This is a genomic window from Flavobacterium saliperosum, assembly GCF_900100625.1.
Taxonomy (GTDB): domain Bacteria; phylum Bacteroidota; class Bacteroidia; order Flavobacteriales; family Flavobacteriaceae; genus Flavobacterium; species Flavobacterium saliperosum.
In genome coordinates this window covers 592,152-606,431 of record NZ_FMTY01000001.1, presented here as the reverse complement: position 1 = coordinate 606,431, position 14,280 = coordinate 592,152, and the positions used below count along the sequence as shown (strand labels likewise).

Here is a 14,280-nt window from a genome sequence, read left to right as displayed (position 1 = left end):
TATGGAAAATATTTTCACTGACGAGTATTTCATGAAAAAAGCCCTGCAGGAAGCGGAAGTCGCTTTTGAAAAAGGGGAAATTCCGGTTGGCGCCATTGTTGTGGTTGACAATCGTGTGATAGCACGCACACATAATTTAACCGAATTGCTGAACGATGTCACTGCCCATGCGGAAATGCAGGCGATTACTTCCTCGGCGAATTTTTTGGGTGGAAAATACCTGAAGGACTGTACGTTGTATGTCACACTCGAACCTTGTCAGATGTGTGCCGGCGCGTTGTATTGGTCGCAAATCACGAAAATTGTGTTTGGTGCGCGGGACGACCAACGCGGTTTTGTAAAAATGGGCACACAATTGCATCCGAAAACGGTGGTGGTTGGTGGTGTACTGGAAGAGGAATGCGGTAATTTAATGAAGGCATTTTTTAAAAAGCGACGCTAATAGCCCCGATAGCAGCGGCATCCTTTTTTGCTTGGCAAGGCTTGTTCATAAACCATTGTACTGCAAAAAAGATAGAGCGGATAGCGGGAAACAGCTCCAGACTACTTCGATTTTTTCACAATGACACATAAAAAAACCGCCTCGTTTCACAACGGGCGGTTTTGGTTTTTTATCGAACCTCATTTCCCTGTTTGTCAAAGAAATGGTATTCGAGGAACGTGTAAGCGTCACGCGGTATGATTTTTACCCATTTGGTATGTTCAAAAAACCATTTTGAACGTACGGATGGAAAACCTTTAGTAAGGTATGCTGCCACGAAAGGGTGTACATTTAGGACAACCTTTTTATGGTCTTTGATAATTCGTTCAAGATCAGCCGCTATTTTATCAATTATTAATATCGGAGCTTCAATTTCCCCACTTTCGTTGTTGGGATCTTCTTCTCTTGTTTTGATATTCACTTCGGGTCTGACTCTTTGTCTAGTAATTTGAATCAATCCAAATTTGCTAGGGGGCAAGATCTTATGTTTCGCCTTGTCGTCACTCATTTCCTCTTTCAGAAAATCGTAGAGTGTTTTACGATTGTCCGGATTCTGCATATCAATAAAATCGATTACAATAATGCCGCCCATGTCGCGAAGTCTGAGTTGTCGTGCAATTTCTGCGGCGGCAATCATGTTCACTTCCAGTGCGGTGTCTTCCTGATTGGTGGCTTTATTGGATCGGTTACCGCTGTTAACGTCGATAACGTGTAAAGCCTCCGTGTGTTCTATGATAAGGTAAGCCCCTTTACTCATGGAAACCGTTTTTCCGAAAGACGTTTTTATTTGTCGTTCTATGTTATACTTCTCAAAAAGAGGCAAGTCTCTCGACTGATAGTGCTTGACGATCGAGACTTTAGAAGGCGCTATTTCTTGCAAATAGTCCTTAGTTTGATAATACAAATCCTCATCATCGACATAAATTCCCGTGAAGGTGTCGTTAAATACGTCGCGTAATATGGAAGAAGCTTTGTTTACTTCTCCTAAAATGCGTGACGGATGATGAGCGGTTGGTATTCTTTTGCAGGTTGCCGTCCATTTGTCGAGCAAGTTTTGCAAGTCTTTGTCCAGTTCGGCCACTTTTTTGCCTTCTGCTACTGTGCGAACAATAACACCAAATCCTTTTGGTTTGATAGACTGCACCAGTCGTTTTAATCGGTCTTTTTCTTCTTTGGATTCGATTTTTTGTGAAACCGAAACCCTGTCGGAGAAAGGAACTAAAACCACGTATCTTCCGGCCAGGGAAAGCTCTGAGCTTATTCTCGGACCTTTGGTTGATATCGGTTCTTTGACTACCTGAACGAGAATAGACTGGTTGGCACTCAGCACGTCGCTGATGGCACCATCCTTGTTTATTTCCGGTTCAAAAGGAAAGTTTTTTAGGGAGAAATCTTTTAGTTTACCTGCGCTTACAAGTTTAATGAATTTGATCATTGAAGAGAGGTTGGGTCCTAAATCGTGATAGTGCAAAAATGCATCTTTCTCGAAACCTACGTTAACAAACGCGGCGTTTAGTCCCGGAACCGGTTTTCTGATTTTGGCGATAAAAATATCACCTACCTGAAATCCGTTCTTTTCCTCGCCACCTTCTTCTTTGTGCAATTCAATTAGTTTTCCATCTTTTAATAAGGCAAAATCTACGGCATCTGAACTGGTTCGAATAATTAATTCTTTGTTCAAAATGTGTACATTTTTATCCATACTTTATAAAAGTAGAAGTTTGAAATCAGAAGTTAGAAAAATTCTAAGTTCCGAATTCTGAATTCTACATTCAATCCGTACAGATGGATTAAACAATAATTTTACAGGTATTGTACCCGGTGGGTTATTTTAGAAGTTAGAAATTTGAAGTTAGAATAAAGGGTCTTATTGATTAAAACTACAACTATAGTTTCTTTTGAAAGTTTCCAAATTCTGATTTCTGATTTCTGATTTCTAAATTCCCGTTGTCAATGAACTTTTTAATTGTAAAAAGAAAAAAGTAGTTTTAAACTACTTTTTCTTCTTATGACGGTTAGCTCTCGCTCTCTTTTTACGTTTGTGAGTAGCTACCTTATGTCTTTTTCTTTTTTTACCACTTGGCATAACTTGTAGTGTTTAGTGATTAATAAATTAGTTAATTTTTTGCTTCCGTATTCGTTTTCACTCCATCAACAAAAATTTTCGCCGGCTTGAAAGCTGGAATATTGTGAGCAGGGATTTTGATTGTAGTGTTTTTGGAGATGTTTCTTCCGGTTTTTTCAGCTCTCGTTTTGATAATGAAGCTTCCGAAACCTCTTAAATATACATTGTCTCCAGTTTCTAAAGAGTTTTTTACTTCGTCCATAAAAGACTCAACTGTCGCCTGAACGTCTCCTTTTTCAAGACCCAATTTCTCAGAAATTTTCGCTACGATGTCTGCTTTCGTCATTTTCTTTCGTTTTATATTGATGTGTAATTTTTTGAGTGTGCAAATATAGGAATTAAAAAAACAATTTTTCAACCTTAATCGATTAAAATTTAATTACATAAAGTTTTATTTTTGTTTACCAATTTTTTATGATGAATTTTACTAACTCGTTAATTCAATGGTATTTACGCGAAAAACGTGATTTGCCCTGGCGAAAAACTTCCAATCCGTACCCCATTTGGCTCTCCGAAATCATGTTGCAGCAAACGCGTGTGGCGCAGGGATTGCCTTATTTTTTGCGATTTACAGAAGCCTTTCCTACCGTTTTTGATTTGGCTGCTGCCGATGAAGAGCAGGTGCTGAAACTTTGGCAGGGATTGGGATATTATTCCCGGGCGCGCAACCTGCATGCAACGGCAAAAGTTATCGCTTTCGATTTAAACGGAAAATTTCCGGGCACCTATAAAGGTTTGTTACAACTTAAAGGAGTGGGGGAATATACGGCCGCCGCTATTGCTTCGATTGCTTACGGCGAAGCGGTTCCTGTTGTGGACGGAAACGTGTATCGCGTTTTGTCACGTTATTTTGATGTGGAAACCGATATTTCATCTGCGGCAGCGAAAAAAGAATTCTTTGAATTGGCCGCCTCATTATTGCCGAAAGGCAAAGCGTCCGAATTCAATCAGGCGATGATGGAATTTGGTGCGTTGCAATGTGTGCCGAAGAATCCGGATTGCGGTAATTGTATTTTCAACGGAAGTTGTCTGGCTTTAAAGAACAAAAAAGTCGATACACTTCCCGTAAAGCGGAAGAAAACCAAAGTGGTTCATCGGTATTTCAACTATCTTATTATAAAGGACCGTGCAGGTAATTCGGTGATTCAGAAAAGAACCGCTAAAGGCATTTGGCATAATTTATACGAATTTCCGTTACTGGAAACGCTTCAGGAGGTTGATTTTGAGGAAGCGGTTCGGTTGATAGCCTTACATTCTTTTGGTTTTACGCCGAAAAACATCCGACCGTTGCATCATAATGAAATCATTCACAAGCTTTCGCATCAGCATTTGCATATCCGGTTTTGGCAAGTCGAGGCGGATGCAATCGTTCAGGAGGCGTTAGGGGTTGAGGAATTGAAAAAATACCCGTTTCCCATCGTAATCCACAATTTTATGGAGGAACATTGGGCAGATGTATAGAAATTGCTATATTTGAGTATAATTAAAAGATACAAGCCATGAACGGGACATTAAATAAGGTGATTTTAATAGGACATTTGGGTGACGATGTGAAAATGCACTATTTTGAAGGAGGAAATTGCATCGGACGATTTCCGTTAGCGACAAACGAAATTTACATCAACAAGACCACCGGGGAGAAAATCACTTCTACCGAATGGCACAATCTGGTAGTCCGCAACAAAGCCGCCGAAATCTGCGAAAAGTATTTGACCAAAGGCGATAAGATTTATGTTGAAGGCCGCATCAAATCGCGTCAGTGGCAGGCTGAAGACGGAACTACTAAGTACACTACCGAAATTCAGGTGACCGAATTCACGTTTTTGACCACCAAAAAAGATACTGAACAAAAACAAGGGGGTTACACTTCGCAAACGAATGAACCTCCGATTGCGCCTTCGGGTAGCGAAGATTTGCCGTTTTAATTTTTCGGACTTCAAATAAACTTTCGAAAACTGCGTTTCACATTGTATCTTTACGCCAAAATTCAGCGTAAGGTTTTTGTATTATGATAAGAAGTAAAGCTATCGTTTTTTTGTTGGGTGTTTTCGTTTCCCTTGCCGCAATGAGCTGTAAGGAGGAAGCGGTGCCAAAACCCAAAAGTCATTTGCGATTGGACTATCCGGTTGCTAAATACAGTGCGTTTTCCAATACTTCCGGAAATTGTTCTTTTTCTTTTGATATCAACGAAAGTTCAAAAGTGACAATGAAACAGGATTGTTCCATGGAAATCCAATATCCGAAGATGAAGGCAACCATTTATCTGAATTACAAGCCGGTGAATAACAATATCGATCAATTGCTTCGCGATGCACAAAAATTAACCTATGAGCATGTTGTAAAGGCGGATGATATAGCCGAACAGCCTTTTGTAAATCCGCAACACAAAGCCTACGGAATGTTTTATCAGGTAGGGGGTAATGCGGCCACCAACGCACAGTTTTATGTCACCGACAGTACGCGACATTTCTTAGTTGGTTCGGTATATTTTTATGCGAAACCGAATTACGATTCCATCCTTCCCGCGGCAGCGTATATCAAGAACGATATGCGAAAGATTATGGAAAGTGTTAAGTGGAAATGAGAAATCAAATAAATAAAAAAAGGAACTCGATCGAGTTCCTTTTTTGTTATGCTTTTTTGTAGTTGGCTACCGTATAGGATTTGCCATCGGCAACGGCTTCCACAATTTTGGTAAGCGTCTCCTGATTGTTAACGGTTTTGTCAAAAGCTACCGTTGCGGTTTTGGTTTCGAAATCGACTTTGGCCTCTTTAACACCTTCCGTTTCGGCTAATTTTTTCTCGATGGTAGCGGCACATCCCATGGCGCAGGTCATTCCTTCGATTTCAAAACTTGCCGTTTCCAGATTTTCTGCCGCGATTTCTTTTTTAGGAGCTGCCGCTTCTGCAGTGTTTGTTGTGTTTTCTGCTGTTTTTTCTTCTTTTTTACAACTTGTGAAAGTGATGGCTGCAAGTGCCAATGTCAATGCTGCTTTTGAAAATTTCATAGTATTTAAGTTTTTGATTCTGAATCGGATAAAGTATCGCCGACAAAATTACCCAAAAAAAGAGTCGATTGTCATTTAAATAACAGAATTTTGACATTTCAAAATTAGTTTCATGGAATCAAAACATCTCAAATGGATTTTACTGGTGCTGCTTTCGCTAATCTGGGGAAGTTCGTTTATTTTGATAAAACGCGGACTGGTGGGCTTGTCTCCGGTTCAGCTAGGGTCGTTGCGCATGCTTTTTGCGGCTGTTTTTCTGCTTATTTTCGGATTTAAAAGTCTTGCGGCCATTCCGTTAGGGAAATGGAAATACATTGCGCTTACGGCTTTAACAGGAACTTTTGTGCCGGTGTTTCTTTTTGCTTTTGCGCAAAGTGAAATCGACAGTTCGGTGAGTGCAGTTTTAAATTCGCTGACGCCTTTGAATACGCTGATTCTGGGTATTTCTTTTTTCGGATTGGCGTTTCAGCGCAACCAGTTCATTGGTATTGTTATCGGCCTGACCGGGAGTCTAATTCTAATTCTGAGTGGTGCGGCGCATCATCCGGAGCAGAATTATTTCTATGCCTTGTTCGTTGTCGTGGCCACTTTGTGTTATGCGGCCAACGTGAACTTCATTAAAAAATATTTATCCGATCTGAATCCGATAAGCATTACCACGGGGAATTTTCTTGTGATGTTGGTGCCGGCCCTAATTATTTTGATTTCTACCGGATTTTTCAATGTGGTACAGCAGCCGGAAGTGCAGCATTCGGTACTGTTTATTGCCATTTTGGGAATTGTAGGTACGGGAATCGCGAACATTCTTTTCTTTAAACTGATTCAGATTACGTCTCCGGTTTTTGCTTCGTCTTCGGCGTATCTGTTTCCGGTAGTGGCTATTTTTTGGGGATTGCTTGATGGTGAAGTACTTTCGTTTGTGCAGGTACTTGGTGCGGTTGTAATTCTGATTGGGGTTTATCTTTCGGCGAGAAAATAATTTGGGAGTTGCTAATTCTCAGTCCTTGGCTTTTGAATGCATAACCACATAACCGTAGATTTCTAACGCATTTGTCAATCTGCGAATCTGCGGCTGATTTTTTTTTAAATTATCATACACTCAGTTTTCTACTGAATTGAAAATTTTAAAGTACTTATTAAGTTGTGCTCCAATAAAAAAGGTTGTCCGTTACAGACAACCTTTTTAAAATTATAACTAACCGTATTCTTATTTAAAATCTTCGGCAACAATACCTTCGTTGATTTTCACTTCCGTAGTCATTAATTTGATTTCAATACCTACATTCATGTCGGTTGTATGAGGGAATTTGATTCCTTTCACTTCCTTGTAGTCGCTATAGTAAGTGGTTTGTGTCATTTTCTGACCTCCCTGCTCCATTTCTTTGGCTTCTGCAACTTTTAAATTGGTTTTAACATCGTAATAGTAAGTGCTTTTACCTTCTTTGATTACATATACGTCGTTTCCATTCATAGTTTCAATAGCCTCAAGTTTAGCGCTGGCATTGTTTACTAATGTTAATTCTTCAAACGGAACGGCACTCGCTTTTTGCTCTTTCAGTTCTTCTGCAGTCAGTTCTTTTCTTTGACCCTGAGTTACACGGTATCCTGTTTTATCGCCAACTACCTGTTTCATCATCGACATTCCCATCGCTTTCATTTCAACCGCCATTTTGTTGTCGGCAGTGGTTTTGGTTGTCAATTCAACCGGAGTTCCCTGTACGGTTCCGGAAGAAACAGTTATAACCGATTTAACCGCTTTTACCGCTTTTTCACCACCAATAGCGTTAATGTAGTTACTGAAAACCGTTTTAGCGGTAACGCCAGCCGGAATCGGAATACTTACTTTTGGTTTTTCTACAGGATTACCGAATTTGTCGAAATACATGATTGGTAATTTTTGTTTCGCGCTCATTTTTTCAAGGTTTGGTAAAACCTCAGACGCTTTTCCAACGATAACCACTCTTGTGTTTTCCGCTAAGAAATATTTGTTAGCTGCCGCTTTGATGTCTTCTGCGGTAACCGCATTGATGTTTCTGATGTAGTTTTCGTAGAAATCAGCCGGCAAACCTTGAGTTTCCGTGTTTAATGCGTAACGGGCAATGGTGGCCGGTTTCTGGATTTGCATCACGAAGTTTCCGATGTATTTTGCTTTTGCGTTTTTAAGATCTTCCGCAGAAACCAATTCGGTTCTGATTCTTCTCAGTTCGTTCATGAATTCCACAACGGCACTATCCGTAACCGCATTTCTGACAGAAGCTCCGGAACGGAATTTCTCTACGTATTTCCCTGAACCTAATGAAGAGTATGCTCCGTAAGTCCATCCGTGTTTTTCACGTAAGTTTAGGAACAAACGCCCTTCTCCACCACCACCAAGAATTTGGTTAGCAAGGATTCCGGCGAAATATTCTTTATCGGTCATTTTTAAATTCACCGTGTTTACCAATGCGATTTCTGACTGAACCGCGTTTGGCATGTCGATGAAGTTAATTTGCGAATACTGAACGTTTTTAGGATCGGTATATGTTAATGCCGGAGCTACCGCTTTTTTCCATGGTCCGAATTGTTTTTCCACCATTTTCTGAACGTCTTTCAGTTTCACGTCGCCCACAATAACCAAATAAGCGTTGCCCGGAACGAAATAGGTGTTGTAGTTTAAAATAACATCATTTAATGTTACGTTTTTGATTGTAGCTTCGCTTAAATATTCTCCGGAAGGATGGTTTTTACCGAAGGCCAAAACGTCTTCAACGCGACCGGCAACAGCTGTTACGCTTTTCTCTTCTGATTTAAGACCTTCCAGTAATTTTTCTCTTTCCTTGTCTAATTCCACTTGAGTGAATACCGGGTTTAAGGCACCATCAGCCATTAATTCCATGATTCTTCCTGCGTATTTGGATAATCCGCTGGCGGAAGCACCACTTGCGCTGAAATTGATGTTTGCGCCTAAGAAATCGATTTCTTCGTTGAAGGCGTCTTTGGAAATGTTTTTCGTTCCTTTGCCGATTAAAGCGCTTGTTAAATCGGCAACACCTTTTTTATCGCCTTCCGCATAAGGAGCATTGTCGATAGTAAGGTTGAAGGAAACTCTCGGAAGTTTATGGTTTTCCACCACCAAAACTTTCAAACCGTTTTTCAAAACGAAAGAACTTGGTTTTCCAACGTTAATGGTTGGTGCTGGTCCCGGTTTTGGTTGTGTTCTGTCTTGTGCTTGCATGGTTATTGTTAAAAACAAACTCGCTGCTATATAAATGTATTTTTTCATATATGTAAAAATTATTTGTCTGTGGTCATATATGGTATCGCCTTTTGTTTGCTGGTGTTTGTTTGCAACAAACTTGTTGTTAGTGGCGATTTCATAGTAATTGTCAACTTAGTTTTGTGCTTTGTCTTTTGCAGGTACATAATCTAAAATCAAACGTTGGTTCGGGTTTAGGTATTTTTTTGCAACTTCTCTGATTTCTTCTCTGGTGATGGAACGGTAAATGTCAATTTCAGTGTTGATTAGGTTCACATCGCCGTATAACAAATAGAAAGAAGCCAGGTTTTCCGCAATACCTTCTACGCTGGCATTACTGTTTACGTATTGGTTTTCGAATTTGTTTTGCAGTTTTTGGAAATCCTTTTCAGAGATTAATTCGGTTTGTAGTTTCACGATTTCCTCGTCCACTTCTTTAACTAAGCTTTCTGTAGTGTTTTGTCCCATTGGTAAACCATACAAAATGTACATTCCGTAATCTTCCTGACTGTAGTTGAAGGCTCCGATCTGCAATGCCATTTTCTTGTCGTCCACCATTTTTTTGTACAATCTTGAGCTTTTTCCATCGGATAAGACAGAAGAAATCATGTCTAAAACTCTGGCATCACGGGTTTTCATTGACGGCGTTCTGTAGGTTGCCACCATCATCGGAATCTGAATGTTCGGATCCTGATACGTTGCTTTAATAGTTTGTGTAATTGGTGCTTCTTCAAATTTTTGTTTTACAACCGGAGTGCCTTTTGGAATCGGGCTGAAATAACCCTTAATCCATTCTTTAGCCTGCGCCGGGTCAAAATCTCCCGCAACTACCAAAACAGCGTTGTTAGGGATGTAGAATTTCTTGTTGAAAGCCTGGAATTCTTCCAAAGTTGCAGCGTCCAAATGCTCCATGGAACCGATTGGCGCCCAACGGTAAGGGTGTACTTTGTACATGTTTTGTTTCACAGCCGTGATTAGGTTTCCGTAAGGCTGGTTGTCTACACGAAGTCTTTTTTCTTCTTTAACCACTTCATTTTGCGTGTCCACACCGATTTTATTGATAACCGGATGCATTAATCGTTCCGATTCCATCCATAAAGCCAATTGCAAATTGTTGGAAGGGAAAACTTCGTAGTAGTAGGTTCTGTCTTCCGATGTATTGGCGTTATTGTTTCCACCGTTAGCCGTTACCAGCTTAAACCATTCGCCACGTGCGATATTTTTTGTGCCTTCGAATAAAAGGTGTTCGAAAAAGTGAGCGAATCCGGTTCTTTCCGGGTTTTCATCTTTTGATCCTACGTGATACATTACCGAAGTAATTACTACCGGCGCGGATTTGTCCTGGTGTAAGATTACATGCAGACCGTTGTCTAGTTTGTATTCTTCAAATGCTACTTTTTGAGCTGAAGCAACACCTCCAAGCATTAAAAGCGTACTCAAAGCCATTAAAGATTTTTTCATAAGAGTTAATAGTTATTTTATATTACAATAATGAGTGTGCAATTTCGTGATTTTGTTACAATTAGAATAAAATTTTATGGATTGGACTGATTTTAAGTTTTTTAAGTCTAAAATTTAGCGACAGAGTTGCGAGGTAAAGAAATAGTTGTATATTTGCACACTTAAAAATTAATTAAACATTATTGTTATGTACGCAATCGTAGAGATAGCAGGGCAACAATTCAAAGTAAGCAAAGACTTAAAGGTTTATGTTCACCGTTTAGCAGTAGAAGAAGGTGCAAAAGTTTCTTTTGACAAAGTTCTTTTATTAGATGACAACGGAAACGTAACTTTAGGCGCCCCAGCTGTAGAAGGTGCTTCAGTAGAAGCCAAAGTGTTACAACACTTAAAAGGTGATAAAGTAATCGTTTTCAAAAAGAAACGTAGAAAAGGTTACAAAAAGAAAAACGGTCACAGACAATCTTTGACTCAAATCGTTATCGAAGGTATCGTTGGCGGTGGAGCTCCAAAGAAAAAAGCGACTAAAAAAGCGGAAGCTACAGAAGAATAATTAACATTAAAAACTAGTACGTCATGGCTCACAAGAAAGGTGTCGGTAGTTCCAAGAATGGTAGAGAATCAGAATCGAAACGTTTAGGTGTTAAGATTTATGGTGGTCAAGCTGCAATTGCTGGAAACATTATCGTAAGACAAAGAGGTTCTAAGCACAATCCAGGTGAAAACGTTTACATGGGTAAAGATCATACTTTACATGCAAAAGTTGATGGAGTAGTGAAATTCCAGAAAAAAGGTGACAACAAGTCATTTGTTTCTGTAGTTCCATTCGAAGCATAAGAAAATACTCTTAAACAATATAAAACCCCATTTCGAAAGAAGTGGGGTTTTTTGTTGTTTATTTAGTAGTGTAATCCTCAAAATCAATTTGGTATTTTTCTAATTGAGGATAGATGAATGAAGTGCTTCTTAAGAAGAGCATGTATTCGTAAGCTTCTTCAATATCTTCAATGTTATAGTAAAGATTTCCTCTTGCAAATACCAAATTATCAGAAACAATAAATTCATAATGTGTTATGAATGCATTTTCATCTCTTTTAAAACTTCCCGTTTCATTCGAATAAACCCATCGGGATAAGAAAGAAATATATCGCTCACTGCCGTCAAACAAAGCTACTTTAAAAGCAATTACATCTTTTTCTTCTCCAAGATTGGCATCCGTTTCAATGCCGATACTCTTAAAAGAAGGATTTGATTCGCCATACAAATAACTAACTCGTCTTCCAATGTATTTTAAATGTAAATCAGCTGGGATTTTGGGCTTTCTAACTTTTATCATAAATTAAATATTTAAACTATATAGAAAATCTAAATCTTCTTTCTCGAATCTTATGAAAGATGTGTAAATTTTTTGCAATAGATTGAATGGGTTAGAATTACCCAACCAATTAGCAACAATGGGATTTTGCAATAACATACCTCTATTAACTGCGGCAGGACTAAAGGGTGTAATAATAAACAGTTCTTTTTCAATATCTTCTTTATTTCCTAATTCATTGAAGTTCTGTTTGAGTATTAGTTTTACTTTAAAAATCAATTTTGTTTTGAAAATTTTGTTAAGCTCTTTTGCATTATTTTTTTCAACTTTGCACCATTTTTTTCCGTCAAGGCTAAATGAAATTCCTATATTTAAATCCTGTAAACCTCTAAAAAACAAATCAAAAGATGTTATTTTAGAGGTTAAGCTGATTTTTCCAATATCACCGTATTTGTTTTTATTCTGATGTATTTTTAAGCCTTCTACTCCAAAGACACTCGATGTATTAAATAATAACCTGTTGACATTTTTATTTGAAACAATATGTTTATAAAGCTCATTATTCAAAATTATGTTTGTTAATTTTGAGTCTTCTGCTGTGTATTTATTGTTGTCTAATTTTCTTTTTGTGGAATAAATGATGTCAGAATAATTCAATTTGAGAGTTTGAAGAATATTTTTTAGGTACTCAATTCTGTTTAATTCATCAATATCTTGATTATATATATATATTAATTCTTCCTGACTTAAAAATAAATCCCACATACTCCCTAAGTTCCCGTGAAACCATGCTAAATTTGGCTCATTAATTTTTGTATTATTTGGTTGAGTAAGTAATTCCAAATTATATTTACGATAGCAATAACTAATAGGAGGGAATGTCCCAATGATGTATTTATCATAATTATCCAAATCAAGTTCAGATAAATATGGATGAATTTCAACTGGAGAATCTGTGGGTAATTGACCTTTTCTTTGTGAAATTAATATTGAAAAAGCGCTGTTTGATTTTTCAATATTAATTTTATATGTCGAGTCTATTTTGCTTTCGGGAATATATATCATAATATATAATTTAAAAGTTGTTGTTATTCAAAAAATCCAATTCTGTTTCTGTTAAGCTATCCATTCCTGAAACACTTATTTTATCCAAAATTTCATCCATATTTAAGTTTTCGTTTGATACATCTAACGAAATAGGGCTTATTGTTTGCAAAAGATTTAAATAATTATCCGAATACCTGTAAAAACTCTCATTGCTATGTAGGTATGTTGCTTTTATGGCAAATAATGTTTCTCCGATATAATACAGGTTTTCAACTACTAAATCATTAATAATGTTATTTTGTTGGTATTTTTTTCTAATTAAGTTGTGTAAAGGTTTGTATAATCTTGCACTCAACATGTCAAAAAGTTTTAAATTATGATTGCCCACATTAAACCCCACAACATTTTCAAAAACACATGGAATCTTATAGGTTGGGAAATTTAAATTGGTTCTGGCAAAACCATATAATGAAATAGTGTCTATTTCTGTCAAATCAATTTTGCTCTGCCTAATGATTTGTGTCATTATTTTATCAATTAATTCTTTGCAATGGTTTTCGTTTAAAACAGGTATGTTGTCAAGTTCATCCAATAAAGTATAAGAGGGGTTTAATAAAATGTCATTGTGCTGATTGGTTGTTGCTAAAATAAAGCTTCCATAAAGATAGACTCGCGCTGTCTTTTCAAGCACATCATTTGATGTGGAATTTTTTACTATTAATTGTTCAAGATATTCAATAGTTACTTTTTGAAAATCAGTATGCTCTTTTAAAAAATCATTAAAATCTTTAAGAGAAGCATCTTTAAAATCTAAACATATTATTTTGGAAAAAACATCTTGACTTTTCATATAGTGTGGCTAAAAATTTAAATATATAAGAAATTTTTTTAAAATAAAATTTGGTTTTTAAAAAGTTGAAAATCAGAAATAAATGTAGAAAATTTAAAAAAAGAATAATTAGTTTTGGAAATCAACGGTTTTTAAAACTTAATAAATTTAAAAATTATATAGGTATGAAACAGATATTTAAAAAAGTTACAGCATTCCTTGGTCTATGGTTCTTTTATTTGGTTGTGGTAAGTTTCTCTTCAAATAACATTGTTGTGTTGTATCAGTATGATAAAGGTGTTTTTGAGTTTAATAAAGAAACAGGTGGTTTAACAACAAAATTTTATAAGGATAAATTTAAAGAAGACGAAGCGGATAATGTGGTAATCCGAATATTTGATGGGCAAAAAAAATATTTGGGAAGTGAAAAAATATCGAGGTCTCAGAAATTTATTGAATTGAATAGCAAGTACCTGAAACTTGCGCAAAAAGATAGTCGTGACGCACTTGGAGAAAAAAATTATAAAATTATAAGAGTAAAAAGCGGGGAAAAATATGATTTTTATTATTTATTATCAAAAGCCTGTAGTTCTTTTGATGTTGGAAATACTGAATGTTTATCTTCTTCAGGTGGTTGGGTGCACGCTGGCATAGACAATCCACGCATTGAAATTTCAATTAACGACATAATTGTTCACGATAAGATTGTGGTTTGTAAATAGTGCTGATGCTTTTTGTGACTAAATTTTTTTTAAAAAAATTTAGTCACAATTGTTGTTGCG

General features: G+C 37.1%; 16 protein-coding genes. 8 read left to right on the top strand and 8 right to left on the bottom strand.

The window, feature by feature from the left end:
• Nucleotide 1: 1 nt before the first annotated feature.
• Nucleotides 2-442 carry a nucleoside deaminase gene (locus tag BLQ05_RS02895; RefSeq protein WP_023575627.1) on the top strand — a complete coding sequence of 147 codons (441 nt, stop codon included), beginning with the start codon at nucleotides 2-4 and terminating at the stop codon, nucleotides 440-442.
• A 169-nt stretch (nucleotides 443-611) separates the two neighbouring features.
• Here BLQ05_RS02895 and BLQ05_RS02890 read toward each other — a convergent pair whose 3' ends face one another.
• Nucleotides 612-2,162, bottom strand: coding sequence for an Rne/Rng family ribonuclease (locus BLQ05_RS02890; protein ID WP_035654079.1), 1,551 nt, complete (start codon nucleotides 2,160-2,162; stop codon nucleotides 612-614).
• Between the two features lie 436 nt (nucleotides 2,163-2,598).
• On the bottom strand, nucleotides 2,599-2,913 hold the full coding sequence (locus tag BLQ05_RS02885; RefSeq protein WP_473964696.1) for an HU family DNA-binding protein: 315 nt from the start codon (nucleotides 2,911-2,913) through the stop codon (nucleotides 2,599-2,601).
• 110 nt (nucleotides 2,914-3,023) lie between these two features.
• Here BLQ05_RS02885 and mutY point away from each other — a divergent pair, with 110 nt between their 5' ends.
• The 3 genes from mutY (at nucleotide 3,024) to gldD (ending at nucleotide 5,190) form a co-directional block, all read left to right on the top strand.
• Nucleotides 3,024-4,067, top strand: coding sequence for an A/G-specific adenine glycosylase (gene mutY, locus BLQ05_RS02880; protein WP_035653972.1), 1,044 nt, complete (start codon nucleotides 3,024-3,026; stop codon nucleotides 4,065-4,067).
• A 38-nt stretch (nucleotides 4,068-4,105) separates the two neighbouring features.
• Nucleotides 4,106-4,531, top strand: coding sequence for a single-stranded DNA-binding protein (locus BLQ05_RS02875; protein ID WP_023575624.1), 426 nt, complete (start codon nucleotides 4,106-4,108; stop codon nucleotides 4,529-4,531).
• Between the two features lie 83 nt (nucleotides 4,532-4,614).
• Entirely contained in the window at nucleotides 4,615-5,190 is a 576-nt protein-coding gene (gldD, locus tag BLQ05_RS02870) for a gliding motility lipoprotein GldD (RefSeq protein ID WP_023575623.1), read from the top strand.
• Between the two features lie 46 nt (nucleotides 5,191-5,236).
• Here the strand turns inward: gldD and BLQ05_RS02865 are convergent, their stop codons facing one another.
• Nucleotides 5,237-5,614, bottom strand: coding sequence for a cation transporter (locus BLQ05_RS02865; protein WP_023575622.1), 378 nt, complete (start codon nucleotides 5,612-5,614; stop codon nucleotides 5,237-5,239).
• 112 nt (nucleotides 5,615-5,726) lie between these two features.
• On the opposite strand from BLQ05_RS02865, the gene BLQ05_RS02860 reads away from it, so the two are divergent.
• Nucleotides 5,727-6,593, top strand: a complete 867-nt coding sequence (locus BLQ05_RS02860) for a DMT family transporter (RefSeq protein WP_023575621.1) — start codon at nucleotides 5,727-5,729, stop codon at nucleotides 6,591-6,593.
• A gap of 228 nt (nucleotides 6,594-6,821) precedes the next feature.
• On the opposite strand, the gene BLQ05_RS02855 is transcribed toward BLQ05_RS02860, so the two are convergent.
• Both BLQ05_RS02855 and BLQ05_RS02850 read right to left on the bottom strand, forming a co-directional pair.
• Nucleotides 6,822-8,876 (bottom strand): M16 family metallopeptidase, encoded by a 2,055-nt coding sequence (locus tag BLQ05_RS02855; protein WP_023575620.1) that lies wholly within the window; start codon nucleotides 8,874-8,876, stop codon nucleotides 6,822-6,824.
• A gap of 108 nt (nucleotides 8,877-8,984) precedes the next feature.
• Nucleotides 8,985-10,310: a M16 family metallopeptidase gene (locus BLQ05_RS02850; RefSeq protein WP_035653970.1), complete on the bottom strand. Its 1,326-nt coding sequence runs from the start codon at nucleotides 10,308-10,310 to the stop codon at nucleotides 8,985-8,987.
• A gap of 187 nt (nucleotides 10,311-10,497) precedes the next feature.
• Between BLQ05_RS02850 and rplU the strand changes: the two genes are divergently transcribed.
• Nucleotides 10,498-10,860 carry a 50S ribosomal protein L21 gene (rplU, locus tag BLQ05_RS02845; RefSeq protein ID WP_023575618.1) on the top strand — a complete coding sequence of 121 codons (363 nt, stop codon included), beginning with the start codon at nucleotides 10,498-10,500 and terminating at the stop codon, nucleotides 10,858-10,860.
• Nucleotides 10,861-10,883: 23 nt separating this feature from the next.
• Nucleotides 10,884-11,144, top strand: a complete 261-nt coding sequence (rpmA, locus tag BLQ05_RS02840; protein ID WP_023573269.1) for a 50S ribosomal protein L27 — start codon at nucleotides 10,884-10,886, stop codon at nucleotides 11,142-11,144.
• Between the two features lie 58 nt (nucleotides 11,145-11,202).
• Here rpmA and BLQ05_RS02835 read toward each other — a convergent pair whose 3' ends face one another.
• The 3 genes from BLQ05_RS02835 to BLQ05_RS02825 are packed head-to-tail and all read right to left on the bottom strand — an operon-like array spanning nucleotide 11,203 to nucleotide 13,519.
• Complete coding sequence (locus BLQ05_RS02835) at nucleotides 11,203-11,643, bottom strand: hypothetical protein (protein WP_023575617.1); 441 nt, start codon at nucleotides 11,641-11,643, stop codon at nucleotides 11,203-11,205.
• Nucleotides 11,644-11,646: 3 nt separating this feature from the next.
• A complete protein-coding gene (locus tag BLQ05_RS02830; RefSeq protein ID WP_023575616.1) occupies nucleotides 11,647-12,687 on the bottom strand; it encodes a hypothetical protein in 1,041 nt (346 codons plus the stop codon).
• Between the two features lie 10 nt (nucleotides 12,688-12,697).
• A complete protein-coding gene (locus tag BLQ05_RS02825; protein WP_023575615.1) occupies nucleotides 12,698-13,519 on the bottom strand; it encodes a hypothetical protein in 822 nt (273 codons plus the stop codon).
• Between the two features lie 164 nt (nucleotides 13,520-13,683).
• Between BLQ05_RS02825 and BLQ05_RS02820 the strand changes: the two genes are divergently transcribed.
• On the top strand, nucleotides 13,684-14,220 hold the full coding sequence (locus BLQ05_RS02820; RefSeq protein ID WP_035653969.1) for a hypothetical protein: 537 nt from the start codon (nucleotides 13,684-13,686) through the stop codon (nucleotides 14,218-14,220).
• Nucleotides 14,221-14,280: the final 60 nt, after the last annotated feature.

Coding starts and splice junctions, on each gene's coding strand:
- BLQ05_RS02895 (WP_023575627.1), top strand. CDS start 2: ATGGAAAATATTTTCACTGACGAGTATTTCATGAAAAAAGCCCTGCAG.
- mutY (WP_035653972.1), top strand. CDS start 3,024: ATGAATTTTACTAACTCGTTAATTCAATGGTATTTACGCGAAAAACGT.
- BLQ05_RS02875 (WP_023575624.1), top strand. CDS start 4,106: ATGAACGGGACATTAAATAAGGTGATTTTAATAGGACATTTGGGTGAC.
- gldD (WP_023575623.1), top strand. CDS start 4,615: ATGATAAGAAGTAAAGCTATCGTTTTTTTGTTGGGTGTTTTCGTTTCC.
- BLQ05_RS02865 (WP_023575622.1), bottom strand. CDS start 5,614: ATGAAATTTTCAAAAGCAGCATTGACATTGGCACTTGCAGCCATCACT.
- BLQ05_RS02860 (WP_023575621.1), top strand. CDS start 5,727: ATGGAATCAAAACATCTCAAATGGATTTTACTGGTGCTGCTTTCGCTA.
- BLQ05_RS02855 (WP_023575620.1), bottom strand. CDS start 8,876: ATGAAAAAATACATTTATATAGCAGCGAGTTTGTTTTTAACAATAACC.
- BLQ05_RS02850 (WP_035653970.1), bottom strand. CDS start 10,310: ATGAAAAAATCTTTAATGGCTTTGAGTACGCTTTTAATGCTTGGAGGT.
- rplU (WP_023575618.1), top strand. CDS start 10,498: ATGTACGCAATCGTAGAGATAGCAGGGCAACAATTCAAAGTAAGCAAA.
- rpmA (WP_023573269.1), top strand. CDS start 10,884: ATGGCTCACAAGAAAGGTGTCGGTAGTTCCAAGAATGGTAGAGAATCA.
- BLQ05_RS02835 (WP_023575617.1), bottom strand. CDS start 11,643: ATGATAAAAGTTAGAAAGCCCAAAATCCCAGCTGATTTACATTTAAAA.
- BLQ05_RS02830 (WP_023575616.1), bottom strand. CDS start 12,687: ATGATATATATTCCCGAAAGCAAAATAGACTCGACATATAAAATTAAT.
- BLQ05_RS02825 (WP_023575615.1), bottom strand. CDS start 13,519: ATGAAAAGTCAAGATGTTTTTTCCAAAATAATATGTTTAGATTTTAAA.
- BLQ05_RS02820 (WP_035653969.1), top strand. CDS start 13,684: ATGAAACAGATATTTAAAAAAGTTACAGCATTCCTTGGTCTATGGTTC.